Raw genomic sequence first — 25,925 nt, forward strand, 5'->3', positions numbered from 1 at the left:
TCCCACAGTTCGCGAAGCCGCGCACCCTGGCCATTCGGCCGGGTTTCGCCGCGCGCCTCGCGCGGTACAATGACCGGATGATCGAAACCGACAAACTCGCCGCCGAGCGCATCATCGCGGCCACGCCCGTCTCGCCGAACGAGGAAGCGTTCGAACGCGCGTTGCGCCCTCGTCAGCTCGAAGAATATGTCGGGCAGGAAAAGGTGCGCGGCCAGCTCGAAATCTTTATCGAGGCCGCGAAGCGCCGCTCGGAATCGCTCGATCACGTATTGCTGTTCGGGCCGCCGGGTCTTGGCAAAACCACGCTCGCGCATATCATCGCGCGCGAAATGGGCGTGAATCTGCGGCAGACGTCCGGACCCGTGCTCGAACGCGCGGGCGACCTCGCCGCGCTGCTCACCAATCTCGAAGCCAACGACGTACTGTTCATCGACGAAATTCACCGGCTCTCGCCGGTCGTCGAGGAAATCCTGTACCCCGCGCTCGAGGATTATCAGATAGACATCATGATCGGCGAAGGGCCAGCCGCGCGCAGCGTGAAGCTCGATTTGCAGCCGTTCACGCTGGTCGGCGCGACCACGCGCGCGGGCATGCTGACCAATCCGCTGCGCGATCGCTTCGGCATTGTTGCGCGGCTCGAGTTTTATAACGCCGAAGAACTCGCGCGCATCGTCACGCGTTCGGCTTCGCTGCTGAATGCGCAGATTCATCCGGACGGCGCATTTGAAATTGCGAAGCGCGCGCGCGGCACGCCGCGTATCGCCAACCGGCTGCTGCGGCGCGTGCGCGATTTCGCCGAGGTCAAGGCCGACGGCAACATCACCGCGGAAGTGGCCGACGCGGCGCTGCGCATGCTCGACGTCGACGCGGTCGGCTTCGATCTGATGGACCGCAAGCTGCTCGAAGCGATCCTGCACAAGTTCGACGGCGGACCGGTCGGCGTCGACAACCTGGCGGCGGCGATCGGCGAGGAACGTGACACGATCGAAGACGTGCTCGAGCCGTATCTGATTCAGCAAGGCTTCCTGCAACGCACGCCGCGCGGCCGCGTGGCCACACTGCTCACTTACCGGCACTTCGGGCTTGCGGCGCCGGAAGCGTCGAGCGGGTTGCCCGGGTTGTGGGATTCGGCTGCGAGTTGAGTGAGGATTGGGTGTGGGAGTTCAGTTGATGTGCGGCTTAGCCGCGTGAGGGCTGAGTTCAGTTCAGCGTGCGGCATGGCCCTGCGCGCAGGCGGCGCAACGCAGCGCATACCGCGCCTGATTACCGCCCCGGTTCCGGCACCTTCTTGAAACTGTCGTCGGCGCTCGGTGCGTCGAGATGCGATACATCGCCCCACGACACCACCGTCGCGCGCCCGTCGTCGTAATCGACCACGTTCACGCTCGTGTTCAACAGCGGGTAGTCGCGCGGCGCATCGAGCGGCAAGCCGCACGCGAAGCGGCGCACGCAATCGAGCACGCCGCCATGCGCGACGCAGGCGATCCGGCCGCCCGGATGCGCGGCCACAAGCGGCTCAATTGCATGCAGCACGCGATGGTAGAACACGCGCAGCGATTCGCCTTCGGGCGGCGCGAAGCCAGGATCGCGAGTCTGCCAATGCGCGTATTCGTCGGGAAAACGCGCGGCGATTTCGTCGCTGTCGTGCCCCTGGAACGCGCCGTACGAACGCTCACGCAAACCTTCGCGCAACTGCACGGGCAAGCCGAGCGCGTCGGCGATGGGCTGCGCGGTTTGCCGCGCGCGTTGCAGGTCGCTCGAATAAATCGCGTCGAGCCGCGCGCCGTGCTTCACGTCATCGGCGATACGGCGAGCCAGTTTCTGCGCCTGTGCGAGACCCGCTTCGGCGAGCGGAATGTCGATATGCCCTTGAATGCGCTTGATGCGATTCCAGTCGGTCTCGCCGTGCCGGATAAACAGGATCTGCGTGGTCATGGGATCGAAGTGGGCGCTGTTCGCCGGTTGTGCCAGGCCGCTATTGTCGCAAGAACCGCGCGACGTTCAGGCGTTGGTTTGCAGCCAGAAGGTGACGGGGCCGTCGTTGACGAGCGACACCTGCATGTCCGCGCCGAATTCGCCGGTCTCGACGATGGGATGTTTCGCGCGCGCCGCCGACACGAAATAGTCGAACAGACGCTTGCCCTCGTCCGGCGGCGCGGCGGGCGTGAAGCTCGGACGCAGCCCGCTGTTCGTGTCCGCGGCCAGCGTGAACTGCGACACCAGCAGCAGGCCGCCCGCGCGCCCCGCGCCGTCCACGTTTTGCACTGACAGATTCATCTTGCCGGCGGCGTCGCTGAACACGCGGTAGCCGAGCACCTTCGCCAGCAGCCGGTCGGCCGCGGCTTGCGTGTCGCCGCGCTCCGCGCAGACAAGCGCGAGCAGGCCCGCGTCGATGGCGCCGGTCACGCGCTCGTTGTCACCGTCCACGACACGCACCTCGGCGCGCCGCACGCGCTGGATCAACGCGATCATCGGGCGGCCTCCGGCTGTGCGCTACGATTCATCGCACGCGCGGCCATAGTCAGGCGGTCAGCGTGACGCGCGCAAAGCGGCGCTTGCCGACCTGCACGACGTACTCGCCCGCCTCGACTTTCAGGCCCTTGTCCGAGACGGTCGCGCCGTCGATTTTCACGCCGCCCTGCTCGATATTGCGCAGCGCTTCGCTCGTCGACGGCACGAGGTTCGCCTGCTTGAGCAACTGGCCGATCGCGAGCGGCGCGCCGGCGAGCGCGACCGCCGGAATATCGTCCGGCACACCGCCCTTCGCGCGGTGGTTGAAGTCTTCGAGCGCGCGCTCGGCGTCGGCCGGCGAATGAAAACGCGCGACGATTTCCTGGCCCAGCATCACCTTGAAATCGCGCGGATTGCGGCCTGCCTCGGCTTCACGCTTGAACGCCGCGATCTCGTCCATCGGACGGAACGACAGCAGTTCGAAGTAACGCCACATCAGCGTGTCGGAAATGCTCATCAGCTTGCCGAACATGTCTGTCGGTTTTTCGCTGATGCCGATGTAGTTGTTCTTCGACTTCGACATTTTTTCGACGCCGTCGAGGCCTTCCAGCAGCGGCATCGTCAGAATGCATTGCTGCTCCTGGCCGTACTGCTTCTGCAGTTCGCGGCCGACGAGCAGGTTGAACTTCTGATCGGTGCCGCCGAGTTCGAGGTCGGCGTTGAGCGCGACCGAGTCGTAGCCCTGCATCAACGGGTACAGGAATTCGTGGATCGAAATCGGCACGCCGCTCTGGAAACGCTTGGTGAAATCTTCTCGCTCGAGAATGCGCGCCACCGTGTAGCGCGACGCGAGCTTGATCATGCCGTCGGCGCCGAGCGGCATCGACCATTCGCTGTTGTAGCGGATCTCGGTCTTCTCGCGATCGAGCACGAGCGCAGCCTGTTCGAAATACGTCTTCGCGTTCGATTCGATCTGCTCGCGCGTGAGCGGCGGGCGCGTGGCGTTGCGGCCCGACGGATCGCCGATCAGCGACGTGAAGTCGCCGATCAGAAAAATCACCGTGTGACCGAGGTCCTGCAACTGGCGCATCTTGTTCAGCACGACCGTATGGCCGATGTGGATGTCCGGCGCGGTCGGATCGAGCCCGAGCTTGATGCGCAGCGGCGTGCCGGTAGCCGCGCTCTTCGCGAGTTTTTGCGCGAATTCTTCCTCGATCAGCAATTCGTCGACGCCGCGCTTGGTAATGGCGAGCGCGTGACGGACTTCGTCGGTGATCGGGAAAGCGGGGGCGGCGGGGTTCGGCTTGTTGGACTCGGTGCTCATGCTGGAAACTTGAAGTCGCGAAAAAAACAGATTGTCCCATAGATGCGCGCCGCCGCGCCCACTGAAGCGGGCTCGAGCGCCTGTATACGCGTGGCATTCGCAGCCGGACGACCAGCGAAGCATGGCGACGCGCTTCATCTTCGACCGCGCTTGCGCCGATAATCTGCTACAACCTTCGCCAACAGGCGGCAGAAACAGCGGCCGACTGGCGGCAATGAACCCGCAACTCATCATCGACAGGAGCAGCAACGTGGCGCAAGAGCCCGCAGACGGCGTCTACTTTGGATTGATGTCAGGCACGAGCATGGACGGCGTGGACGGCGTGGCCGTCCGGTTCGCCGAGGGGAAGCCGCCCGTGGTGCTGGCCGAGGCGTTCGTCGGTTTCGCGGCGGGCCTGCGCGAGGCGCTGTTCGCGCTGCAACAGCCGGGCGAAAACGAGGTCGAACGCGAGGCGCTCGCCGCCAACGCGCTCGCCACGCGATATACCGTGTGCTGTCACGAGCTGCTGCGCGGCTGCCACGTGTCCGCCGCCGAGGTACGCGCGATCGGCGTGCATGGGCAGACGGTGCGGCATCGGCCGGAAAAGGGCTATACGCGGCAGATCAATAACCCGGCGCTGCTCGCGGAAATGATGCATATCGACGTGATCGCCGATTTCCGCAGCCGCGACGTCGCCGCAGGCGGCCAGGGCGCGCCGCTCGTGCCCGCGTTTCACGCAACCGTGTTCGGCTCGAAGGACGAAACGCGCGTGGTCTGCAATCTTGGCGGGATCAGCAATATCACGATTCTGAATGCGACCGGCAGCGTGCGCGGCTTCGATTGCGGGCCGGCAAACGCGCTGCTCGACGAATGGGCGCAACGCCATCTCGGCAAGCCGTTCGACGAAAACGGTCATTTCGCGGCCAGCGGCCAGGTCGACCGCTCGCTGCTGAATGCACTGCTGGACGAGCCGTTCTTCGCGCAACAGCCGCCCAAGAGCACCGGGCGCGATCTGTTCAACGCCGAGTGGCTCGACGCCAGGCTGCAGCCGTTCGCGGGGCTCGCGCCCGCCGATGTGCAGGCGACGCTCGTCGCGCTGACCGCGGTGTCGGTGGCGCGAGAGATTGAACGGCATGCATCGGATGTGAAAGCGGTCTACGTATGCGGCGGCGGCGCGCGGAATCCGGAGATCATGAAGGCGTTGCAGCAGGCGCTGGACGATAGCGGCGCGAGTGGCGTGCCGGTAATGACCACCGACGCGCTCGGCGTGCCGCCGAGCCAGGTCGAGCCGCTCGCGTTTGCGTGGCTCGCGATGCGCTGCGTGGCGCGCCTGCCGGGCAGTTTGCCGGCCGTGACGGGCGCGAGCGCCGAGCGGGTACTGGGGGCGATTTATCCGCGCTGAGGGTTGATTCGCGCGGAGGGAGGCTCTCGCTTTGCCGCGCCGCCAATAAAAGAACGGGGCCGAAGCCCCGTTTCTTATGCAATACGCTGCCTCCCCGGCTTTAAACCGAGAACGACGATCCGCAACCGCAAGTGGTGCTTGCGTTCGGATTCTTGATCACGAACTGGGCGCCGTTGATGTCGTCCTTGTAGTCGATCTCAGCGCCAACCAGGTACTGGTAGCTCATCGAGTCGATCAGCAATTGCACGCCGCTCTTGTTCATGACGGTGTCGTCTTCGTTGACGGCTTCGTCGAACGTAAAGCCGTATTGAAAGCCCGAGCAGCCGCCGCCCTGCACGAAAACGCGCAGTTTCAGGTCCGCATTGCCTTCTTCTTCGATCAGTTGCTTGACCTTGTCAGCCGCTGCGTCGGTAAAAACGAAGGGGGCGGGCATCTCGGTCACGGGTGTGTCGGTGACTGCGTTCATTCGAACTCTCCAGAAAGCTTCTAACCGCTATTGTAGGGCTGATCTCAATATCGTGCTGATGCCCACAAAATCAATGGGTTCTTACAGGGTGCCGCCACCATAAAAAAAGCCGCCTTCGCGATAGCGTTGGCGGCTTTTGCTGCGTTCCAGCGATAAGCCGGTTCGCACCCGAAACGATTAACGCTTCGAGAATTGCTTCCGGCGACGTGCCTTGTGGAAGCCGACCTTCTTACGTTCGACTTCACGAGCGTCACGCGTAACGAAGCCAGCCTTCGACAGTTCCGGCTTCAGCGTTGCGTCGTAGTCCATCAGCGCGCGGGTGATGCCGTGGCGAACCGCACCGGCTTGACCCGTTTCACCGCCACCGTTCACGTTGACCTTGATGTCGAACGTGACGCCGTGGTTCGTGAGTTCCAGCGGCTGACGCACGATCATCAGCGACGTTTCGCGCGAGAAGTAATCGGCGATAGGCTTGCCGTTGACAATGATCTCGCCCTTGCCAGCCTTGATGAAGACGCGTGCGACGGCGCTCTTGCGGCGGCCCGTGCCGTAATTCCAGTTACCGATCATGTGGGCTCCCCTTAGATCTCGAGCGCTTTCGGCTGTTGTGCCGAATGCGGATGCGTTGCTTCAGCGTAGACCTTCAGCTTCTTGATCATCGCGTAGCCGAGCGGGCCCTTCGGCAGCATGCCCTTGACCGCTTTCTCGAGCGCGCGGCCCGGGAAGCGTTCCTGCATCTTGCCGAACGTCGTTTCATAGATACCGCCCGGGTAGCCCGAGTGACGGTAGTACTTCTTGTCAGTAGCCTTGTTGCCCGTGACCTTCAGCTTGCCGGCGTTGATAACGATGATGAAATCACCGGTGTCGACGTGCGGAGTGAATTCAGGCTTGTGCTTGCCGCGAAGACGGTGTGCCACTTCGCTGGCGACACGCCCGAGAACCTTATCCGTCGCGTCAATCACGTACCATTCACGCGTAACCTCATGGGCTTTTGCGGAAAACGTCTTCATGATCGATCCAAAAAAATTGCTGCGCCCAATGTATTTTTTCCTGCTTGTAGTGTGCGCATCGAGGCGCGTGCAGGCTCTCCCTGGTTCTTCCTCCGCGGGCGCGGATGCGGAAAAGCCCTGAATTATAAAGGAATTTGTGACGTCAAGTCAAAACGTGCGGGATTTGGTGCGGGAGCCGCCTGATATTGGCTCCCGCGAGCGCACGTCATGCAGGCCGGCGCGGGCGAAAAAAAACCCGAACTAGCGGTTCGGGTTTAATCCACCAAAGGAGGAGGTGGAGGAGACAGCGGAGGTTGCGCACTGCTGCAACCGATGAGGCAATTATATGAAGCATCCTTGTGCGACGCAAGAACATTTGCATTGCGAAATCGATTTTCATAATGTGGTTTGACGGCGGCGACGGCCCGGCTTGTTGTGGGCCTCGCAAATAAAGGCATCCGCCGACTGCTCCGCCCTGAGTGAACGACGCGCTCTAGAGTAAAACCCCTAAACCCGCCTCGAACTCCACCCTGCCGCCGTCCATGCCGCGCTGCAACATACAAGCGGCGATTGCGCATAATTTCCAGCCGACGTCGCCTCGGGCGGACACCGAAACGCCGGGCTACAATGCCGTCTCGATAGTCGAAGCGCGGTGGAGCACAGCATGGAATGCAAAGTAAGCTGGATGGGGCAAGACGGGATGGCGTTCGCGGCCGAGACGGGCAGCGGCCACCTGGTCGCGATGGACGGCGCGCCCGAAGGCGGCGGCCGCAATCTCGCGCCGCGTCCGATGGAAATGGTCTTGCTCGGCACGGGCGGTTGCACGGCCTACGACGTCGTCATGATCCTGAAGAAAAGCCGTCAGGAAATCGCCGGCTGCTCGGTGACGCTGAAGGCCGAGCGCGCCAGCGAAGATCCGAAGGTGTTCACGAAGATTCACTTTCATTTCACCGTGACGGGCAAGAACCTGAATCCGGCGACCGTGGAGCGCGCGATCAACCTGTCGCACGACAAATACTGCTCGGCGTCGATCATGATCGCGAAGACGGCCGAACTGACCCACTCGTTCGAGATCGTGCCGAGCTGAACCAGCGGAACTGAGTGCCGCGGCCCGCGGACCGCATCAACAAAAATGCCGGCGTCCCTAAAAGACGCCGGCATTTGTTTGTGTGGTGGCAAAGCAGGCCGATAAGCCGGATTCTGTGCACGCGCAACGTCCGAAGACGCGACGCGCGTGGCAGCCATTCCTCTAGGCGCGCCATTGCTGACGCGCTCAAGCTTCCTACCCGCAGACGAGACGGGGGCCCCGTCCTGCATCTCGAAGATGCGCGCCTGCCTACTTGGAATTGCTCCGGGTGGAGGTTACCGTGCCGGTCTGCCTTGCAGCAGCCGCGGTGCGCTCTTACCGCACCGTTTCACCCTTACCTGATCCCGGCTTGCGCCGGGCCATCGGCGGTTTGCTTTCTGTTGCCCTGTTCCGCGTGTCGCCACGGATGGCCGTTAGCCATCACCCTGCCCTGTGGAGTCCGGACTTTCCTCGCCCTCTTTGGCCGAAGCCGCCGAGGCCGCGACTGCCTGGCCTGCTTTGCTGGCGCCGATTTTAACATCTGCACGCCGGCCCGCGCGGAATACAGACGTGTCGTCATAGAAGGCCGGCGTCTCGTTTTCCGGCCACCAGCCGGGGATGCCCAGCACCGGAAGCGGCGCAAACATACGGCTCGTCAACGCTTCCGTATTCAGCAACGCGGCGCTGACCGCCTCGTCGAGCCACGCGTCGCGCGAAGCGGCGTCCCATTCGAAGTACGCTGGCGGCACGTCGACAATCCACGCGTGCCCGGTGCACGCCTTGAACGGCGCGATCAGCTTTTCGAGCAGCGCGTGGCCGAAGCAGCGCACCTCGCAACTCGCGCCCGATGCGCCCCATGCGTCGCGCCGCTGGAGCAACAGCGTGCGCCAGTCGAACTGACGCAGCGCAGCGCTCAAGCGCGGATCGGCGCAAGCAAACAGCAGCGCGTTTTCGTCGAAGAGCGTCAGTGCGTCACGCACGCCGCCGCGCGTCGGCCCGACGCCGAGCAAGTCGATGGCCGCCGACTGCCGCGCGTTCAGCGCCGCCTTGATGCGCGGAAACGCAAACCACATCGACGCGTTGAAGAAGTCGTGCAGATTGTGGCGCGTCGGCACGCAGCCGGTGGACGCAATGTGCGCCTCGTAGGCGGCGCCGGGCGGCAGCTCGTCCTGCGCGATGAACGCGAGCCGCTGGCCGCGGCCTGTCACTTGCCGCGCCTTCAACGCGTCGGCGTTCATTTCGGCAAGCAACGCGGCGTAGCTCGTGAGCGCGGCCCGCTGCCAGCGTTGGCCGCGCTCGGCGAACGGCGCGAACCAAGGCTTCGACCAGTCGATTGCGGCGAAGCCCGACCGCGCGCCTGGCGGGAGCGCTTCATTGCCGGTGCCGCGGCCTTCGTCGTGGCGCGCGCTCACGTCGAGTTGTACCGGTTCAGTCGTTGCGGGCGCCGTTTCGCGCCTCGCCTCGGGCTCCGCCATCTCCGCGTCACCCACGCGTCAGATCAGGCGCCAGCCAATCGATTCACCGCCGCGCAGCGGCACGACCGGCGTATCGCCGACCGGCAACTCCGCCGGCAACGTCCATTCCTCGCGACGCAGCGTAATCTTGCCCGCGTTGCGCGGCAAACCGTAAAAATCCGCGCCGTAGAAGCTTGCAAAGCCTTCGAGCTTGTCGAGCGCGCCGGCTTTGTCGAAAGCCTCGGTGTACAACTCGAGCGCATGCAGCGCCGTATAGCAGCCCGCGCAGCCGCAAGCGTGTTCCTTCAAACCCTTCGGATGCGGCGCGCTGTCCGTACCGAGGAAGAAGCGCGGATTGCCCGACGTCGCCGCTTCGACCAGCGCGAGCCGATGCGTCTCACGCTTGAGCACCGGCAGGCAGTAGTAATGCGGGCGAATGCCGCCCTGGAAAATCGCGTTGCGGTTGTACAGCAGATGGTGCGCGGTGATCGTCGCGCCCAGCAGTTCCGGCGCGACGCCGGCTTCGCGGATGTAGTCGACGGCGTCCTTCGTGGTGATGTGCTCGAACACCACCTTCAGCGCCGGAAACTCGCGGCGCAGCGGCGTCATGACCCGGTCGATGAACACCTTCTCGCGGTCGAACAGATCGATCGACGAATCCGTCACTTCGCCGTGCACCAGCAGCGGCATGCCGGTTTCCTGCATCACTTCCAGCGTTTTCGCGCACTTCATGATGTCGGTCACGCCCGCGTCCGAGTTCGTCGTTGCGCCCGCCGGATAGAGCTTCACGCCGTGCACGAAGCCGCTTTCGCGCGCGCGGCGGATTTCATCGGGCGGCGTGTTGTCGGTCAGGTACAGCGTCATCAGCGGCTCGAACTGCGCGCCGGCCGGAATGGCGGCGACGATCCGCTCGCGGTAAGCCTGGGCCATCGCCGTCGTCGTGACCGGCGGCTTCAGGTTCGGCATGATGATCGCGCGGCCGAACTGGCGCGCCGTATCCGGCAGCACCGCCGCCAGCATGGCGCCGTCGCGCACGTGCAGGTGCCAGTCGTCAGGACGGGTGAGCGTAACGGAGTCGAGAGAAGCGGAAGCAGCGTTGGGAGCGGTCATGGCGAGAGAAGAGCGAGAGCGGAACGGAGCGAATGGAGCGGAATAAGAGCCGAACAAGGCGCAACGACGAATCGGAACGATGCGCGAGCGATGCGCGAACAACGCCCCAGCAATGCACCGGCGCTGAGGTCAAACCGCCGTGTTGCGGCCTGAACACACGTCAATTTTGCAATTTGGCGTTCGTGGCTCGGTGATATGCTTGGAAAATCATCATTGTAACGGCTCGCCCCGTTCACAGGCCTACCCGCAACATGTGCCAACTTCTAGGAATGAACTGCGCCGCGCCGACGGACGTCACGTTCTCGTTCACCGGCTTTGCGGCGCGCGGCGGCGTCACCGATCACCATGCCGACGGCTGGGGTATCGCCTTCTTCGAAGACAAAGCGTGTCGCCTTTTCATCGACCATCAATCGTCGGCTACCTCGCCGATCGCCGAGATGGTCAAGCGCTATCCGATCAAGTCGAAGAACACGATCGCGCATATCCGCAAGGCGACGCAAGGGCACATTCTGCTGGAAAACTGCCACCCGTTCATGCGCGAACTGTGGGGGCGTCATTGGATCTTCGCGCACAACGGCGATCTGAAGGATTATTCGCCGGTGCTCTCAGGCGTGTATCAGCCGGTCGGCACGACCGACAGCGAGCTCGCTTTCTGCGCGCTGCTCGAAGGTTTGCGCAAGGCGTTTCCCGGCGCGCAACAACCGCCGCTCAACGAACTCTTCGCCGCGCTCGAGAAGCTCACGCGCGAAATCACGCAATTCGGCGTATTCAATTTTCTGATGTCGAACGGCCAGGCGCTGTTTGCGCATTGCTCGACGCATCTGCATTACATCGTGCGGCGCTGGCCTTTTTCCACCGCGCATCTTGTCGACGCGGACGTGTCCATCGACTTCGCCAAATACACGACGCCGGAAGACCGCGTCGCCGTGATCGCGACGCAGCCGCTGACCGACAACGAAGTGTGGACCGCGTTCGAACCGGGCGATCTGCTGATGTTCCAGCACGGCGACGTGATTGGCCGCGTCAATGTGCCGGTGCCGGCCTCGGTGCTGGAAAAGCTGCGCAATCCGGCGCTCGACGCGTCCGCTTCGGCGAGCACGATTGCGGCTTCGGCGGCGGCCGAGTCTGCTGCGGCTGAGTTGGAAGTCGATCTGGAAGCGGCCGACGACGCCGCCGCCTTCGAGTCGTAAAAGTCGTAGCCGCGGCGACCACGCATCGATAAAAATAGCCGCTTTTTCAAGCGGCTTTTCGTTGAAGCGCCCACCGCGACAACCACGCGGCAACGCTTGCCCTCAGTGCAGGATCTTCGCCAGAAAATCCTTCGCGCGATCGGACTTCGGATTGTCGAAGAAGTCGTCCTTGCGGTCGTCCTCGACGATCAAGCCCTTGTCCATGAAAATCACGCGATGCGCGACCTTCTTCGCGAAGCCCATTTCGTGCGTGACGCACATCATGGTCATGCCTTCCTGCGCGAGTTCGACCATCACGTCGAGCACTTCGTTGATCATTTCCGGATCGAGCGCCGAAGTCGGCTCGTCGAACAGCATTGCAATCGGGTCCATCGACAACGCGCGCGCAATCGCCACACGCTGCTGCTGACCGCCCGACAATTGCCCCGGAAACTTGTCCGCATGCGCGCGCAAGCCGACGCGGTCGAGCAGCTTGAGACCCTTCGCCGAGGCTTCGTCCTTCGAACGGCCGAGCACCTTGATCTGCGCGAGCGTGAGGTTTTGCACGATCGACAGATGCGGGAACAGTTCGAAGTGCTGGAACACCATGCCGACCTTCGAGCGCAGCTTCGACAGATTGGTTTTCTTATCCGTCAGCGACTGCCCGTTGATGACGATCTCGCCCTTCTGAAACGGCTCGAGTCCGTTGACGGTCTTGATCAGCGTGGACTTGCCCGAACCCGACGGTCCGCACACCACCACCACTTCACCCTTTTTGACTTCCGTCGTGCAGTCCGTCAGCACCTGAAACTGGCCGTACCACTTCGAAACATTCTTGATAGAGATCATCTTGCGACCTTTTTCTGAAGACCTTTGACAAGGCTCGACGCGACCACGCAGATCACGAAATAACACGCGCCCGCGAACAGTACCATTTCGACATTCGTGCCGTCACGATCGCCAATATTCGTGGCAGTGCGGAAGAAGTCGGCGAGGCTGATCACGTAGACGAGCGACGTATCCTGAAAGAGCACGATGCCCTGCGTGAGCAGCAGCGGCACCATCGCGCGGAACGCCTGCGGCAGCACCACGAGACGCATGGACTGCGCGTAGTTCATGCCGAGCGCGAACGACGCGTTGACCTGCCCGCGCGGCACGGACTGAATCCCCGCGCGAATGATCTCGGAGTAATACGCCGCCTCGAACAGCGAGAAAGCGACCATTGCCGATGCGAGACGAATGTCGATATCCGCCGACAGGCCGAGCACGTTCTGCAGCAATTGCGGCACGATCAGGAAGAACCACAGCAGGACCATGACCAGCGGGATCGAACGGAAAATCGTCACGTAGCCCTTCGCGAACCACTCAAAAGGCTTGAACGACGACAGCCGCAGCATGGCGAGAACCGTGCCCCACACAATGCCGATCACGATCGCGATCAGCGTGATCTTGAAGGTGACGACCGCGCCCGTCCACAGCGTAGGCAGTGCGCCCGGAATACCGCTCCAGTCGAAATGGTGCATCACTTGCCTCCGATATAGCCGGGCAACCGGGTCTTGGCTTCGACCCAGCGCATGAATTGCATGACGACCAGATTGATCAGCACGTACGCGAGCGTGACGGCGATGAACGACTCATACGTCTGCGACGTGTAGTCGACAAGCTGTCGCGCTTGCGCGGAGAGATCGAGCAGACCGATGGTCGACGCGACCGCCGAGTTCTTGAAGATATTCAGAAACTCGGACGTGAGCGGCGGCACGATGATCCGGTACGCGACCGGCAGCAGCACGTAGCGATACGTCTGCCATTGCGTGAAGCCCATCGCGAGGCCCGCGGCACGTTGGCCGCGCGGCAGCGCGTTGATGCCCGAGCGCACCTGCTCGCACACGCGCGCGGCGGTGAAGAGCCCGAGACAGATGATCGAAGAAGAAAAGAACTGCGCGCCTGGCGGCAGTTGCTTGAACCAGTTTCCGATGGATGCCGGCAGCAACTCCGGTATCACCAGATACCAGATAAAGAACTGCACGATCAGCGGAATATTGCGGAAAATCGCGACGTAGAGCGTGCCGATGCCCGACGCCCACTTGTTCGGCACCGTGCGCAGCACACCGAACAACGAGCCGACGATCAGCGCGATCACCCATGCCGACAGCGACACGGTAATCGTCACCCAGAAACCCGACAGCAGCCAGCCCAGATAAGTGGTCGGCTCGCCGGTGGAGACGGGACTCAGCAGAATGCCCCAGTTCCAGTGATATGACATGACCAAGACTCCAGCAAAAAGAAACGGAAGAAGCGCGTGGCCCCTTCCGTTTCATTCAGCATTTCAAAAAAACAGCTAAGGTTTAATCGATTGCCTTGTCATTCGGATTCTTGTAAAGCGCCTTCATGTCGTCGCTTTCCGGGAAGTTCAGGTTCAAGCCCTTCGGCGGAATCGGCGATTCGAACCACTTCTTGTAGATCTTGTCGGCTTCGCCCGAAGTTTCGACCTTCGCGATTGCGTCGTCGACGACCTTCTTGAATTCCGGATCGTTCTTGCGCAGCATGCAGCCGTATGCTTCATGCGACTGCGGCGCGCCGACGATCACGAAATCGTTCGGCGTGTTCGACTTTGCACGCTCGCCGGCGAGCAGCGCGTCGTCCATCATGAACGCAGCGGCGCGGCCGGTGGAGAGCGTCAGGAACGACTCGCCGTGATCCTTCGCGCTGATGATGTTCATGCCCAGGCTCTTGTCCTGGTTCATCTTGCGAAGCAGGCGCTCGGACGTGGTGCCGGCGGTCGTGACGACCGTCTTGCCCTTCAGGTCGGCCCAGTCCTTGATGCCCGAATCTTTCTTGGTCATCAGACGCGTGCCGATCACGAAGATCGTGTTCGAGAACGCCACTTGTTGCTGGCGTTCCGCGTTATTCGTGGTGGAGCCGCATTCCATGTCGACGGTGCCGTTCTGCACCAGCGGAATACGGTTTTGCGACGTAACCGGAATCAGCTTCACTTTCAGGTTCGGCGCGTTGAGCTTCTGCTTGACCGCCTCGACCACCTTCAGCGCGAATTCCTGCGAATAGCCGATGACTTCCTGCTTGTCGTCATAGTACGAAAACGGAATCGACGACTCGCGATGACCCAGCGCGATGACGCCCGTGTCCTTGATTTTTTTCAGCGTGCCGGCGTCTTGCGCGTGCGCGCCAACCGTAAACAGTCCGAGAGTCGCGAGCAGCAGCGCAGCTTTTTTAACCTTCATGTTTGATCTCCTTGGCAAGAACCGGCGCCAGTTTAGCAAAGTAATTATTCTGAAAGTATGGCTATAAACCATTGTTGTTGCGTGCACGCCGCTATTGGTCGGCGGCGGCTTCGCGCAGCCGGTCAACCTTTCCGGATATGCAAAGGCGGGCAGCATCGTCGCGATGCCGCCCGCCAGGTAAAACACGCGCTCTCGTGAAGTGCGTTCAGGCATGCGCATTTACTTCAAATGCGCGGCGCATCCGCGAGGTAGCGAATCCGCCGTTCCCGTTACAAGCCCGCGATCAGGGATACAGACCGCGCATTTCGCGCGCTTGCAAAATCCGCTTGCACGCGACGATAAACGCCGCCGTCCGCACTGAAACGTTCTGCTCGCTCGACACTTGCCATACGGCCGCAAACGCTTCGCGCATCACGCGCTCGAGGCGCTGGTTGATCTCGTCTTCGGTCCAGAAGAAGCTCGAGAAGTCCTGCACCCATTCGAAGTACGACACCGTCACGCCGCCCGCGTTAGCCACCACGTCCGGAATCACGAGGATGCCGCGGTCGTGCAGGATGTCGTCGGCGGCCGTGGTGGTCGGGCCGTTCGCGCCTTCCACGACGATCTTCGTCTTGATCTTGCCGGCGTTCTTTTCGGTGATCTGGTTTTCGAGCGCAGCCGGGATCAGGATGTCCGATTCCACGGTCCAGAACTCTTCGTTCGTCACCGAGTCGGCTTCGGCGAAACCGCCCACGCCGCCCGTCTTCGCCACATGTTCCAGCAACGCGACGGCGTCGATACCCGTCGACTTGTACAGCGAGCCGGTGTGATCCTGCACCGCGACGACCTTCGCACCCGCTTCCTGGAACAGACGCGCCGCGATGCCGCCGACGTTGCCGAAACCTTGCACCGCAATGCGCGCGCCTTCGATGTCGAAGCCGATGCGGCGTGCCGCTTCGCAGCCCACCACGAACACGCCGCGGCCCGTCGCTTCGCGGCGGCCGAGCGAACCGCCGAGCGTGATCGGCTTGCCGGTCACGACGCCGGTTGCCGTTTGGCCCTGGTTCATGGAGTACGTGTCCATCATCCACGCCATGATCTGCTCGTTCGTGTTCACGTCCGGCGCGGGAATGTCGGTGTTCGGTCCGATGATGATGCCGATTTCGCTGGTGTAGCGGCGCGTGACGCGCTCGAGTTCACCACGCGACAGCTTGCGCGGATCGAGGCGGATGCCGCCCTTCGCGCCGCCGTAAGGAACGTTCACCGCAGCGTTTTTCACCGACATCCACGCGGACAGCGCCATCACTTCCGACAGCGTCACGTCCTGGTGATAACGCACGCCGCCCTTGCCTGGACCGCGCGACACGTTGTGCTGCACGCGGTAGCCCTCGAAGTGCGCGACCGTGCCGTTATCGAGTTCGATAGGCACGTCAACGATCAGAATCCGCTTCGGGCGCTTCAGGGTTTCGAGCCAGCGCGACAGCGAGCCGAGGTACGGCGCGACGCGATCGACCTGGCGCAGGTAGTTGCCCCACGGGCCGAGGTCTTCGCTATTCAGGTAGGAGGGGACGGACTGCGACGTTAATGCTGATTGGGCAGATTGGGCGGCTTGCTGCTGGGAAGACATGAACGCTCCGGCGTTGATCGAGTAGCAGCATTGTCGAAAAAGGCCGTTTTGAAATCCAATGCCGTTTCCTTATCCGATTATGTCTTTTTTGCATAACCCTTCGGAAGCCGCAAATTCGCGTCGCGGGCGCGCAGGTTTGGCGAGGCTCTCTTACGCGCCGCGCTCCGCCAGTTCTTCCGACACCACGTCCCACAACTGCCGCACGAGAATCTGCCGCGCGTCGTCGCTTTTGGCGGCCAGCTTGTCACGGTAGAGGCGTATCTCCATCGTGAGCGTAAGCTGGCCTTCGGGCGTGCCGCGCGTCGCCCGGTCCAGACGAATCAGCTTGCCGTCCGCGACCGCGTCTTCCACAGCGCTGTGCGGCAGAAAAGCGATGCCGTGGCCGGCGAGCGCCATCGCCTTCAGACCTTCGGCCATGTCGGTTTCGTAGAGCCGGTCCAGATTGAGACGCTCCGGGGCGTTGGCGAGAATCACCTCGGTCATGCGGCCCAGATACGCATTCGGCGTGTACGACAGATAAGGCGTGGGCGCTTCAGCGGTGCCCGGCAGCGTATGACGCGGCCGGCCCGCGCGCCCCGGCGCCGAGAACGGACTGATCGGCTCGTTGCCGAGCGTCAGCATGTCGTAGCGGGCCGGGTCGAGCGCGACCGGATGACTCGGATGGTGATAGCCCATCATCAGATCGCAGCCGCCTTCCACCAGAGAGAGCGCCGCGTCGTGCACGTTAAGCGCGCGCAGCCGCGTATGAATCGGGCCCATCTGCGCTTCGATGCGTTGCAGCCAGCGCGGAAAGTACGTGAGCGACAGCGTGTGCGGCACCGCGAACTCGATCGTCGCTTGCGGCGTCGCCGTGTGGCCGCGCAACAGCGCGCGGGCCTCGTGGAACTGCGAAAGCATCGCGAGCGCCTGCTCGTTGAACACCTGGCCCGCCGGCGTGAGACGCGTCGGATACACCGAGCGGTCGATGAGCTCCGTGCCGAGCCACGCCTCGAGCGCCTGGATGCGCCGCGAGAACGCCGGCTGCGTGACGTGACGCAGTTCAGCCGAGCGGCTGAAACTGCGCGTTTCCGCGAGCGAAACGAAGTCTTCGAGCCATTTCAGTTCCATGCGAAGCCTGCTGCCGGCGAGAGAGAGGAAGTCAGCATTCTAGTGGCTCTGCCGATGCGAATGCTCACGCTCCACCCGGCAGCCGACTTTGCCTTCGCATCGTCCGCTGCGGCTCACGCGCGTCCGGCCTATTCCGGCCGAATCCGCCTCTGGTGGTAAAATTCGCGGTTCCCTCCGTTCCGATCCGCTCGCTGTGACTGCAGCGAGCGCTCAACGCCTAGACCAGCCGCCATCATGTCCGACACCCGCCCCGACACTCTGTTCGCGCTGAATGCGCTCTCCCCGCTCGACGGCCGCTATGCGTCGAAAACCGAAGCCCTGCGCGACTGGCTCTCGGAAGCCGCGTTCATGCGCAATCGCGTGACGGTCGAAATTCATTGGCTGATCGCGCTCTCGCGCGCCGGTTTCGCCGAAGTGCCGCGCTTTTCGGACCCCGCCGAACAATTCCTGCTGCAACTGGCCGAGCGCTTCACCGCGCATGACGCCGCGCGCATCAAGGACATCGAGCGCGTGACGAATCACGACGTGAAGGCGGTCGAATACTGGCTGAAGGAATCGGTCAAGGGTCAGGAAGAACTGGAGCGCGCAAGCGAGTTCATCCATTTCGCGTGCACGTCGGAAGACATCAACAACACGTCGCACGGCCTGATGCTTGCGGGCGCGCGCGAGCACGTCATTTTGCCGGCGCTGCGCACGGTGCATCAGAAGCTCGTCGCGCTCGCTCACGCGCACGCGGAACAGCCGATGCTCTCGCGCACGCACGGCCAGCCGGCCAGCCCGACAACGCTCGGCAAGGAAATCGCCAACGTCGCCGCACGTCTCGAACGCGCGATCGAGCGCATCGCGAAGGTCGAACTGCTCGGCAAGATGAACGGCGCGGTCGGCAACTTCAACGCGCATCTGTCGGCGTATCCGGAGTTCGACTGGGAAGCGTTCTCGCGCGAAGTGGTCGAGCAGCGTCTGAAGCTCACGTTCAATCCGTACACGATCCAGATCGAGCCGCACGATTACATGGCCGAGCTGTTCGACGCCGTCGCGCGCGCCAACACGATCCTGCTGGATCTCGACCGCGACGTGTGGGGCTACATCTCGGTCGGCTATTTCAAGCAGCGCACGAAGGCCGGCGAGATCGGTTCGTCGACGATGCCGCACAAGGTCAACCCGATCGACTTCGAAAACTCCGAAGGCAATCTCGGACTCGCGAACGCAACGCTGCGCCACCTCGCCGACAAGCTACCGGTGTCGCGCTGGCAGCGCGACCTGACCGATTCGACGGTGCTGCGCAACATGGGCGTCGCGTTCGGTTATTCGCTGCTCGCGTACGACTCGCTGATCCGCGGTCTGGACAAGCTCGAAGTGAATGCGCAGCGTCTGAACGAAGACCTCGACAACTGCTGGGAAGTGCTGGCCGAGCCGGTGCAAACGGTGATGCGCCGCTACGGCATCGAAAATCCGTACGAGCAGTTGAAGGAACTGACGCGCGGCAAGGGCATCACGCGTGAGGCGCTGCAGGCGTTCGTCGGCGGGCTTGCGATTCCGCAGGACGCGAAAGACCGTTTGCTCGCGATGACGCCGGGTTCATACATCGGCAAGGCAGTCGAGTTGGCGAAGCGCATCGGCTAAAGCCCGATTCATCCGCTGCTCTGCTCGTCGAGCAAAAGAAAAGCCGCTCCCCGGAGCGGCTTTTCTTCGTCTGAACGGTTAGTTCAGGATGGCGGATTAACGCTTCTCGACCTGCTTCAACACATCGTCGACGATCTGTTCCGGCGACAGTTCGATGCTCACCGTGACCGCCTCGTCAGCGCCCGGTTCCTCGAGCGTGTCGAGCTGGCTTTGCAGCAGCGACGGGTCGAAAAAATGGCCCGTGCGCGTGGTCAAACGTTCTTGCAGCACCTCGCGCGAACCCTTCAGGTACACGAAGCAGACGTCCTTGTCGCCGTCGCGCAAAATGTCGCGATACGAACGCTTCAGCGACGAACACGTGAACACGGCCGTCTCGCCCGCCTTCTGCTTTTCTTCGATCGCGGTGCGGATAGTTTTGAGCCACGGCCACCGGTCTTCGTCGGTAAGCGGAATGCCGTGGTGCATCTTCTCCTTGTTTGCGGCGCTATGAAACGCGTCGCCGTCGGTGAACGCGCAGTGCAGGCGCTCCGCCAGCATCTCGCCAATTCTCGTTTTGCCGGCGCCCGACACGCCCATTGCGATCAAAATCATCAAAAGCTCCTTACAGGACCGCCGCGAGCGCGAAGGTCAACAGCAAACCCATCAACGAAATGATGGTCTCGAGGAGCGACCATGTCTTGAAGGTCTGCCCCACCGTCATACCGAAGTATTCCTTGATCAGCCAGAAACCGCCGTCGTTCACGTGCGAGAAGATCAGCGAGCCTGAGCCGGTTGCCAGCACCAGCAGTTCCGGCTTCACCTGGATCGCGCTGGCCGCCGCGATCGGCGCAACGATGCCGCAGGCGGTGGTCATTGCGACCGTCGCCGAACCCGTCGCGAGACGGATCAGCGCGGCGACGAGCCAGCCGAACAGCAGCGGCGACAAATGCGCGGAGGTCGCAGCAGCCACGATTTCCTTCGAAATGCCGCTATCCATCAGCACGCGTCCGAAACCGCCGCCCGCGCCGACGATCAGCGTAATGCCCGCGATCGGCGCCAGACATTCGCCGCAGAATTTCTGGATCTGGTCGCGATTGAAACCGCGGCTCGCACCAAAGGTCCAGAAGCTGACCAGCACGGCGATCAGCAGCGCGACGTCCGAATTGCCGACGAAGTGCAGCAGGTCGTTCGGCAAGGTCTTCGGCGTGAATACCAGATCGGCCCAGCTGCCCACCAGCATCAGGATCACCGGCAGCAACACCGTGAACAGCGTAATGCCGAAGCTCGGCAGTTCGCGCTTCGGCGCTGCGTTCGCGCCGCCCGGCGTGCCGGAGAGCGCGACGTCGTCCCTGTTCAGAAACTGCGCGGCGAGCGCGTTCTCTTGCGGCAGCTTGATGTAGCGGTTGATCATCAGCGCAAACAGCGGACCGGCGACGATAGCCGTCGGCACGCCGACGATCAGACCATACGCAATCGTCTTGCCAATGTCCGCGTGGTACTGCTGCACGGCGAGCATCGCGGCCGGGTGCGGCGGAATCAGCCCGTGCACGACGGACAGGCCCGCGACCATCGGCAGGCCGACGAGCAGCAGCGATTTGTTGGTGCGCTTGGCGACGTTGAACGCGATGGGAATCAGCAGCACGAAGCCGACTTCGAAGAACACCGGCAAGCCGACGATGATCGCGACGACCATCATCGCCCAGTGAATATTCTTCTCGCCGAACCAGTCGATGAGCGTCGTGGCGATGCGTTCCGCGCCGCCCGATTCGGCCATCATCTTGCCGAGCATCGTGCCGAGGCCAACCACCACCGCGATGTGCCCGAGCGTGTTGCCGTTGCCGGTTTCAAACGACTTGACGATGGTCGCCATCGGCATACCGGAGGCAAGCCCCAGCAGCAGCGACACGATGATCAGGACGAGGAACGGATAGACCTTGTAGCGCGTGATCAACAAGATCAGCAGGGCGATGGCGATCACCCCGTAAACCAGCAGCATGCTGCCGTGAACAGCTTCCATGAAGCTCCTCCTTTGCGTTATTGATTGTGGGTGCGAAGACGGCAGCCACCTCGTCTCATGGCGACCGCTGCGCCTCGAGGACGGCAAACCGCGCGGTCGCTGAATTTTACTGTCTGTTGTCTTGAAAAGCCCGCGAAACCCGCAGCATCTTTGCAACGAAGCCTCGCTGCGACAGCCTGAAGCGGCTGTATCGGCGAGGCTCCGGTTGAGAGCTTGCTGTGTCTGCGTCTGCGTCCGCGTCTGTGTTCGCCAGAACGCGGCGGTTATCGACTAGTGAGCGGGTGCGGCCAATTGGCTCGCCGCGCGCGCGAGGCGCGTGACTTCGTCCCAGTTTTGCGCGGCGACCGCGGCTTTCGGCGTCAGCCAGGAGCCGCCCACGCAGACCACGTTCGGCAGCGACAGGAAATGCGTGGCGGTTTCCGCCGTGATGCCGCCGGTCGGGCAGAACTTCAGCGTCGGAAACGGACCATGAAAAGCTTGCAGCATCGGCACGCCGCCCGCTTGCTGCGCCGGGAAAAACTTCACGATTTCATAGCCGAGTTCGAGCGCGGTGATGATGTCGCTCGGCGTCATCACGCCCGGCAAAAGCGGCAGGCCAGCATCCTGCGCGGCCTTGTGCATGTCTTTCGTGAGTCCGGGCGACACGCCGAACTGCGCGCCTGCTTTCTTCGCCTGCGCGCAATGCTCGGGCTTCGTGATCGTGCCGACGCCCACCACGATGTCTTCGGCCAACTGGCTCGCGCGCTCGATCGCGGCAATCCCTGCCGCCGTGCGCAGCGTGATTTCCAGCACCTTCACGCCGCCCGCATGCAGCGCGCGCGACACGTGTTCGCCCTGCTCGACCGAATCGAACGCGAGCACCGGAATCACCGGGCCCAGGCGGACGATCTCGCTTACTGTTTTCGACGTCATAGTGAAACTCCTTGTTTCTGCCAACCGTCTGTTGCGTCGCCGGGCGGCCTTTGGCGGGCTGCCCGGTTGGACTTCGTTGGACCTGGTTCGACTGTCCGTTGGCTTGTTTGCGAAGACTGCTAGCCTGCCTGAGTGGTGCTGGTACGCGTTTCGCCGTGCTGTGCGGCGGCGTGCTGCACAGCAGACGCCGCGTGCTCGCCGTGCGCTGCCGGACGCTCGCCCACCATCGGACCGAACACCGACGCGCCCTGCTCCGCCGGCGCCGCCGCCGCGCGGAATACGCCGAACAGTTCGCGGCCGAAACCCACTTCGTTTTCCGCCTGATTGAGCGGCGCGGCGTTAGGTCGCGCGGCCCATTCGGCGGCGTCGATCTCGACGTCGAGCACGCCGGCTTCGGCGTCGATCACCAGCATGTCGCCCGTGTGCACTTTGCCGATCGGCCCTTGCAGCAACGCTTCCGGCGACAGATGAATGACCGCGGGCACTTTACCCGACGCGCCCGACATGCGGCCGTCCGTGACGAGTGCGACATGGAAACCCTGATCCTGCAACACGCCGAGCAGCGGCGTCAAACGATGCAGTTCCGGCATGCCGTTCGCCCGCGCGCCCTGGAAGCGCACGACGGCGACAAAGTCGCGCTTGAGCTCGCCGTTGTCGAACGCCTCCTGCACGGCTTCCTGCGAATCGAACACGATGGCCGGCGCCTTCACCTTGCGATGCTGCGCCGCAACCGCCGAAATCTTGATCACGCCGCGGCCGAGCTTGCCCTGCATCAGACGCAAGCCGCCGTCCGGCTGGAACGGCTCCTTGATGCCGCGCAACACCGCTTTGTCCGCGCTGGTATCCACGCCCGGCACCCATTGCAGCTTGCCGTCGATCAGCTTCGGCTCTTCCGTGTAGCGATGCAGCCCCTGGCCGACGACCGTGTTGACGTCTTCGTGCAGCAAACCGCCTTCCAGCAGATTGCGCACCAGGAACGCGACGCCGCCGGCCGCATGGAAATGGTTCACATCGGCCTTGCCGTTCGGGTAAATCTTGGCGAGCAGCGGCACGGCTTGCGACAGCGTGTCGAAATCGTCCCAGTCGATCACGATGCCCGCCGCGCGCGCAATGGCGACGAGGTGCAGCGTGTGATTGGTGGAGCCGCCCGTCGCGAGCAACGCGACGATTCCGTTGACGATCGCCTTTTCGTCGATCACGTGGCCGATCGGCGTGTAATTGCCGCGCTCGACCGTCAGATCGAGCACGCGGCGCGCGGCCTGCGCGGTCAGCGCGTCGCGCAACGGCGTATGCGGATGCACGAAAGCCGAGCCCGGCAGATGCAGGCCCATGATTTCCATCAGCATCTGATTGCTGTTCGCCGTCCCGTAGAACGTGCAGGTGCCGTGGCCGTGATACGCGGCGGCTTCCGCTTCGAGCAGCGCGTCGCGGCCACATTGACCGGTTGCGAACTGCTGGCGGGTTTTGGCCTTGTCGTCGTTCGACAGGCCGCTCGTCATCGGACCGGCCGGCACGAAGATGGTCGGCAGATGGCCGAACTGCAGCGCGCCGATCAGAAGGCCCGGCACGATCTTGTCGCAGATGCCGAGGCACAACGCCGCGTCGAACATGTTGTGCGTGAGCGCGACTGCCGTGCTCATCGCGATGACTTCGCGCGAGAACAGCGACAGCTCCATGCCCGCGTTGCCCTGGGTGATGCCGTCGCACATGGCCGGCACGCCGCCCGCGAATTGCGCGACGCCGCCGTTTTCACGCGCGGCCTGCTTGATGATGTCCGGGTAGTTTTTGTACGGCGCGTGCGCCGACAACATCTCGTTGTACGACGAAACGATGCCGATGTTCGGCTCGCGAATCTGCTTGATGACGAGCTTGTCGTTGCCTTCGAGGCCCGCAAACCCGTGCGCCAGATTCGCGCAGGAAAGCGCGCCGCGCGCCGGGAACCGGCCCTGCGCCTGATGAATGCGGGAGAGATACGCCTCACGAGTGGGCTTGCTGCGTTCGATCACGCGCTGCGTGACTTTCAACAATTGCGAATGCGGGGAAACCATCGGAGCTCCTTCGTCGCTGGCGGCAGATTGGGCGCGCTATGCCAGGTGGGTATCGCGGGGTCGCCGGAGAGACCGGCGAAAGGAATCTTAGTAGAAAAACTACATGGCCGCAATTGGAAATCTTGCTGCAGTGCAGTTTGGCGAAACTCCGCGAAGCCCTTTACTGGCGGCGCATCGGACGAATAACACCTGAACCTAGGGATAACACCTACGGCGATAATGTAGTTTTTGTACCTTTCGGCCAATCAAGCTATAGTCCACGCATTCTTCAGCATAGTGCGAGTTTTCCAATGATGCTGTCCCAGGTCGAAGAGATGCGCGAGCAGTTGCGCCCGTCGGAGCGCAAGCTCGCCGACTACGTGATCGAGGCGCCGCGCGAGGTGCTAGACCTTTCCATGACGGAAGTCGCCGCGCGCGCGGGTGTGAGTCAGCCGACTATCGCGCGGTTCTGTCATGCGCTGGGTTTTTCGGGGTTTCGCGAGTTCAAGATCCGGCTGGCCCAAGGCATCGCTACTGAAGTGCCGGCGGTTTATCGGGATGTGCGGCCGGACGAGGGTACGCCGGGTCTGATCGCCAAGGTCTTCGACCGGACCATCGGCACGCTGATCCAGGTGCGCAACAGCCTGTCGCCGCATAGTGTCGAAGCAGCCGTCGACCTGCTGGCGAACGCGGCGCGCATCGAGTTCTATGGAGCGGGCGGTTCAGGTATTGCGGCGCAGGACATCCAGCACAAGTTCTTCCGGCTCGGCATGCCGAGCGTCGCCTACTCCGATCCGCACACCTACTCGATGTCGGCCGCACTGCTCGGCCCCGGCGATGTGATCGTGACGGTATCGAATACCGGTCGAACCCGGGACATCATCGAAGCGACACATTCCGCGCTAAACTGCGGCGCCAAAGTGATTGCGATTACACATGGATCGTCGCCGCTCGCGAAGCTCGCGTCGATCTGTCTGTTCTCAAATGTCGTCGAGGAAAGCGATGTGTTTTCGCCGATGACGTCGCGCATGTCGCATCTCGCCATCGGCGACATTCTCGCTGTAGGCGTCGCACTCAAGCGCGGGCCCGAGCTTGTCGAGCGGATGGGTAAGGCGAAAGAAGTGATCGGCCGGCTGAGAATCGACGGCGAAAGCTGAAGAGGCGCAAATGAAAAAGGCCTGCTCGATGGCAGGCCTTTTTCAGGTCAAACTCAGGTCAAACGATGCACGCGGCCAGTTACTCGGCGACCACGCGAACATCGACGCGGCGGTTCTGCGAACGACCTTCGGCCGTTGCATTCGACGCAACCGGATCGGCGCTGCCGAGGCCTTGTGCGACGAACTGCTCAGCCTCGAGACCGCCATCGCGCAGATATTGCACGACCGCTCCGGCACGAGCCTTCGACAGTGCCAGGTTGTGTGCTTCGGAACCCGTCTTGTCGGTGTAGCCCGTCACCGTCACGCGGCGCAGATTCGCGCCCTTGTTCGCGGCCATGAAGTGATCCAGGTTTTCCTTCGCGATCGCGCTGAGCGTCGCGCTGTCCGTTGCAAAGTTGGCGTTGCCTTGCAGCAGCAGCCGGGCCTGCGGCGCCGCCGGCTTTGCTTGCGGCTGCGCAGCCTCTTGCTGCTGAACCGGCTGTTGCGGCACCGGCTGTTGTGCGACCGGCTGCTGTGCGACGGGCGCGCCGCACATGAACGTCATTTCACGCGCATCTTTCACCGGCTGGTTGTTGCTCACGCCGTCGATCGCGCCGAGCCACGTAATCGGCTTGGCCTGGCAGGTTTCTTCGGCCACGCGCACGCAGGTTTGCGAGCTGTCGAGGAGTCCAAGGCAGCTAACCCGGTAAGTCGGTACGGTTTGGTTCGGTGGGCTGATCGTACGCAGCGTGTAGGACGGTCCAGATTGCGTGCTGCACGCTGCAAAGATCGCCAAAGACGCGCCTGAGACCAACGCGCGGAGATATTTAAAAAGAGAAGTGTTCATTTTCACGAATGCAGTGATTGAA

Annotated in this window: 24 protein-coding genes, 1 other RNA gene and 1 pseudogene; 6 read left to right on the forward strand and 20 right to left on the reverse strand. The window is 62.8% G+C overall.

Annotation, left to right across the window (positions count from 1 at the left end):
- Positions 1-77: 77 nt before the first annotated feature.
- Positions 78-1,142 (forward strand): Holliday junction branch migration DNA helicase RuvB, encoded by a 1,065-nt coding sequence (gene ruvB, locus AB6809_RS20965; protein ID WP_006049910.1) that lies wholly within the window; start codon positions 78-80, stop codon positions 1,140-1,142.
- A gap of 121 nt (positions 1,143-1,263) precedes the next feature.
- Here ruvB and AB6809_RS20970 read toward each other — a convergent pair whose 3' ends face one another.
- From AB6809_RS20970 to tyrS, 3 genes are all read right to left on the reverse strand, one after another.
- Positions 1,264-1,935: a histidine phosphatase family protein gene (locus AB6809_RS20970; RefSeq protein ID WP_029968237.1), complete on the reverse strand. Its 672-nt coding sequence runs from the start codon at positions 1,933-1,935 to the stop codon at positions 1,264-1,266.
- 66 nt (positions 1,936-2,001) lie between these two features.
- Positions 2,002-2,472 (reverse strand): D-aminoacyl-tRNA deacylase, encoded by a 471-nt coding sequence (dtd, locus tag AB6809_RS20975; RefSeq protein WP_029968239.1) that lies wholly within the window; start codon positions 2,470-2,472, stop codon positions 2,002-2,004.
- Positions 2,473-2,521: 49 nt separating this feature from the next.
- On the reverse strand, positions 2,522-3,775 hold the full coding sequence (tyrS, locus tag AB6809_RS20980; RefSeq protein WP_006049907.1) for a tyrosine--tRNA ligase: 1,254 nt from the start codon (positions 3,773-3,775) through the stop codon (positions 2,522-2,524).
- A gap of 250 nt (positions 3,776-4,025) precedes the next feature.
- On the opposite strand from tyrS, the gene AB6809_RS20985 reads away from it, so the two are divergent.
- Entirely contained in the window at positions 4,026-5,156 is a 1,131-nt protein-coding gene (locus AB6809_RS20985) for an anhydro-N-acetylmuramic acid kinase (protein ID WP_029968240.1), read from the forward strand.
- A gap of 100 nt (positions 5,157-5,256) precedes the next feature.
- On the opposite strand, the gene erpA is transcribed toward AB6809_RS20985, so the two are convergent.
- From erpA to rplM, 3 genes are all read right to left on the reverse strand, one after another.
- A complete protein-coding gene (gene erpA / locus AB6809_RS20990; RefSeq protein ID WP_029968241.1) occupies positions 5,257-5,622 on the reverse strand; it encodes an iron-sulfur cluster insertion protein ErpA in 366 nt (121 codons plus the stop codon).
- Between the two features lie 177 nt (positions 5,623-5,799).
- Positions 5,800-6,192 carry a 30S ribosomal protein S9 gene (gene rpsI / locus AB6809_RS20995; RefSeq protein WP_007180423.1) on the reverse strand — a complete coding sequence of 131 codons (393 nt, stop codon included), beginning with the start codon at positions 6,190-6,192 and terminating at the stop codon, positions 5,800-5,802.
- A gap of 11 nt (positions 6,193-6,203) precedes the next feature.
- Positions 6,204-6,632 carry a 50S ribosomal protein L13 gene (gene rplM, locus AB6809_RS21000; RefSeq protein ID WP_020069304.1) on the reverse strand — a complete coding sequence of 143 codons (429 nt, stop codon included), beginning with the start codon at positions 6,630-6,632 and terminating at the stop codon, positions 6,204-6,206.
- 643 nt (positions 6,633-7,275) lie between these two features.
- Here rplM and AB6809_RS21005 point away from each other — a divergent pair.
- The gene (locus tag AB6809_RS21005) at positions 7,276-7,698 is read left to right on the forward strand and encodes an OsmC family protein (protein ID WP_029968243.1); all 423 of its coding nucleotides are present in this window, start codon (positions 7,276-7,278) and stop codon (positions 7,696-7,698) included.
- Between the two features lie 86 nt (positions 7,699-7,784).
- Here AB6809_RS21005 and rnpB read toward each other — a convergent pair.
- The 3 genes and pseudogenes from rnpB to pyrC all read right to left on the reverse strand — a co-directional run bounded on the left by rnpB (position 7,785) and on the right by pyrC (position 10,241).
- An RNA gene (gene rnpB, locus AB6809_RS21010) (RNase P RNA component class A) lies at positions 7,785-8,198 on the reverse strand.
- 87 nt (positions 8,199-8,285) lie between these two features.
- Positions 8,286-9,152: pseudogene (locus AB6809_RS21015) on the reverse strand (DUF3025 domain-containing protein); the annotation flags it as partial.
- A gap of 18 nt (positions 9,153-9,170) precedes the next feature.
- Positions 9,171-10,241 (reverse strand): dihydroorotase, encoded by a 1,071-nt coding sequence (gene pyrC, locus AB6809_RS21020; protein WP_029968247.1) that lies wholly within the window; start codon positions 10,239-10,241, stop codon positions 9,171-9,173.
- Between the two features lie 251 nt (positions 10,242-10,492).
- Here pyrC and AB6809_RS21025 point away from each other — a divergent pair, with 251 nt between their 5' ends.
- Positions 10,493-11,431 (forward strand): class II glutamine amidotransferase, encoded by a 939-nt coding sequence (locus AB6809_RS21025; protein ID WP_029968250.1) that lies wholly within the window; start codon positions 10,493-10,495, stop codon positions 11,429-11,431.
- A 102-nt stretch (positions 11,432-11,533) separates the two neighbouring features.
- On the opposite strand, the gene AB6809_RS21030 is transcribed toward AB6809_RS21025, so the two are convergent.
- The 6 genes from AB6809_RS21030 to AB6809_RS21055 form a co-directional block, all read right to left on the reverse strand.
- Complete coding sequence (locus tag AB6809_RS21030) at positions 11,534-12,259, reverse strand: amino acid ABC transporter ATP-binding protein (RefSeq protein WP_006051922.1); 726 nt, start codon at positions 12,257-12,259, stop codon at positions 11,534-11,536.
- Positions 12,256-12,933 (reverse strand): glutamate/aspartate ABC transporter permease GltK, encoded by a 678-nt coding sequence (gene gltK, locus AB6809_RS21035; RefSeq protein WP_029968252.1) that lies wholly within the window; start codon positions 12,931-12,933, stop codon positions 12,256-12,258. The genes AB6809_RS21030 and gltK overlap by 4 nt, the downstream gene beginning before the upstream one ends.
- Positions 12,933-13,673: an amino acid ABC transporter permease gene (locus tag AB6809_RS21040; protein WP_006051920.1), complete on the reverse strand. Its 741-nt coding sequence runs from the start codon at positions 13,671-13,673 to the stop codon at positions 12,933-12,935. The genes gltK and AB6809_RS21040 overlap by 1 nt, the downstream gene beginning before the upstream one ends.
- 82 nt (positions 13,674-13,755) lie before the next feature.
- A complete protein-coding gene (locus AB6809_RS21045; RefSeq protein ID WP_006051919.1) occupies positions 13,756-14,649 on the reverse strand; it encodes a glutamate/aspartate ABC transporter substrate-binding protein in 894 nt (297 codons plus the stop codon).
- Between the two features lie 283 nt (positions 14,650-14,932).
- Positions 14,933-16,255, reverse strand: a complete 1,323-nt coding sequence (locus tag AB6809_RS21050) for a Glu/Leu/Phe/Val dehydrogenase (RefSeq protein ID WP_006051918.1) — start codon at positions 16,253-16,255, stop codon at positions 14,933-14,935.
- A gap of 150 nt (positions 16,256-16,405) precedes the next feature.
- On the reverse strand, positions 16,406-17,362 hold the full coding sequence (locus AB6809_RS21055) for a LysR family transcriptional regulator (RefSeq protein WP_006051917.1): 957 nt from the start codon (positions 17,360-17,362) through the stop codon (positions 16,406-16,408).
- A 234-nt stretch (positions 17,363-17,596) separates the two neighbouring features.
- On the opposite strand from AB6809_RS21055, the gene purB reads away from it, so the two are divergent.
- Positions 17,597-18,985, forward strand: coding sequence for an adenylosuccinate lyase (purB, locus tag AB6809_RS21060; RefSeq protein WP_029968255.1), 1,389 nt, complete (start codon positions 17,597-17,599; stop codon positions 18,983-18,985).
- Between the two features lie 96 nt (positions 18,986-19,081).
- Here the strand turns inward: purB and AB6809_RS21065 are convergent, their stop codons facing one another.
- From AB6809_RS21065 to edd, 4 genes are all read right to left on the reverse strand, one after another.
- A complete protein-coding gene (locus AB6809_RS21065; protein WP_029968256.1) occupies positions 19,082-19,576 on the reverse strand; it encodes a gluconokinase in 495 nt (164 codons plus the stop codon).
- 10 nt (positions 19,577-19,586) lie between these two features.
- Positions 19,587-20,981, reverse strand: a complete 1,395-nt coding sequence (locus AB6809_RS21070; protein WP_006051914.1) for a gluconate:H+ symporter — start codon at positions 20,979-20,981, stop codon at positions 19,587-19,589.
- A 270-nt stretch (positions 20,982-21,251) separates the two neighbouring features.
- Positions 21,252-21,893, reverse strand: a complete 642-nt coding sequence (gene eda, locus AB6809_RS21075) for a bifunctional 4-hydroxy-2-oxoglutarate aldolase/2-dehydro-3-deoxy-phosphogluconate aldolase (protein ID WP_006051913.1) — start codon at positions 21,891-21,893, stop codon at positions 21,252-21,254.
- 119 nt (positions 21,894-22,012) lie between these two features.
- Positions 22,013-23,941, reverse strand: coding sequence for a phosphogluconate dehydratase (gene edd / locus AB6809_RS21080; RefSeq protein ID WP_029968258.1), 1,929 nt, complete (start codon positions 23,939-23,941; stop codon positions 22,013-22,015).
- Between the two features lie 290 nt (positions 23,942-24,231).
- Between edd and AB6809_RS21085 the strand changes: the two genes are divergently transcribed.
- Positions 24,232-25,077 (forward strand): MurR/RpiR family transcriptional regulator, encoded by an 846-nt coding sequence (locus AB6809_RS21085; RefSeq protein ID WP_029968261.1) that lies wholly within the window; start codon positions 24,232-24,234, stop codon positions 25,075-25,077.
- Positions 25,078-25,156: 79 nt separating this feature from the next.
- Here the strand turns inward: AB6809_RS21085 and AB6809_RS21090 are convergent, their stop codons facing one another.
- Entirely contained in the window at positions 25,157-25,714 is a 558-nt protein-coding gene (locus tag AB6809_RS21090) for an OmpA family protein (protein WP_307258268.1), read from the reverse strand.
- Positions 25,715-25,925: the final 211 nt, after the last annotated feature.

The sequence above is a fragment of the Paraburkholderia sp. RCC_158 genome (genome assembly GCF_041355255.1).
Lineage (GTDB): Bacteria > Pseudomonadota > Gammaproteobacteria > Burkholderiales > Burkholderiaceae > Paraburkholderia > Paraburkholderia graminis.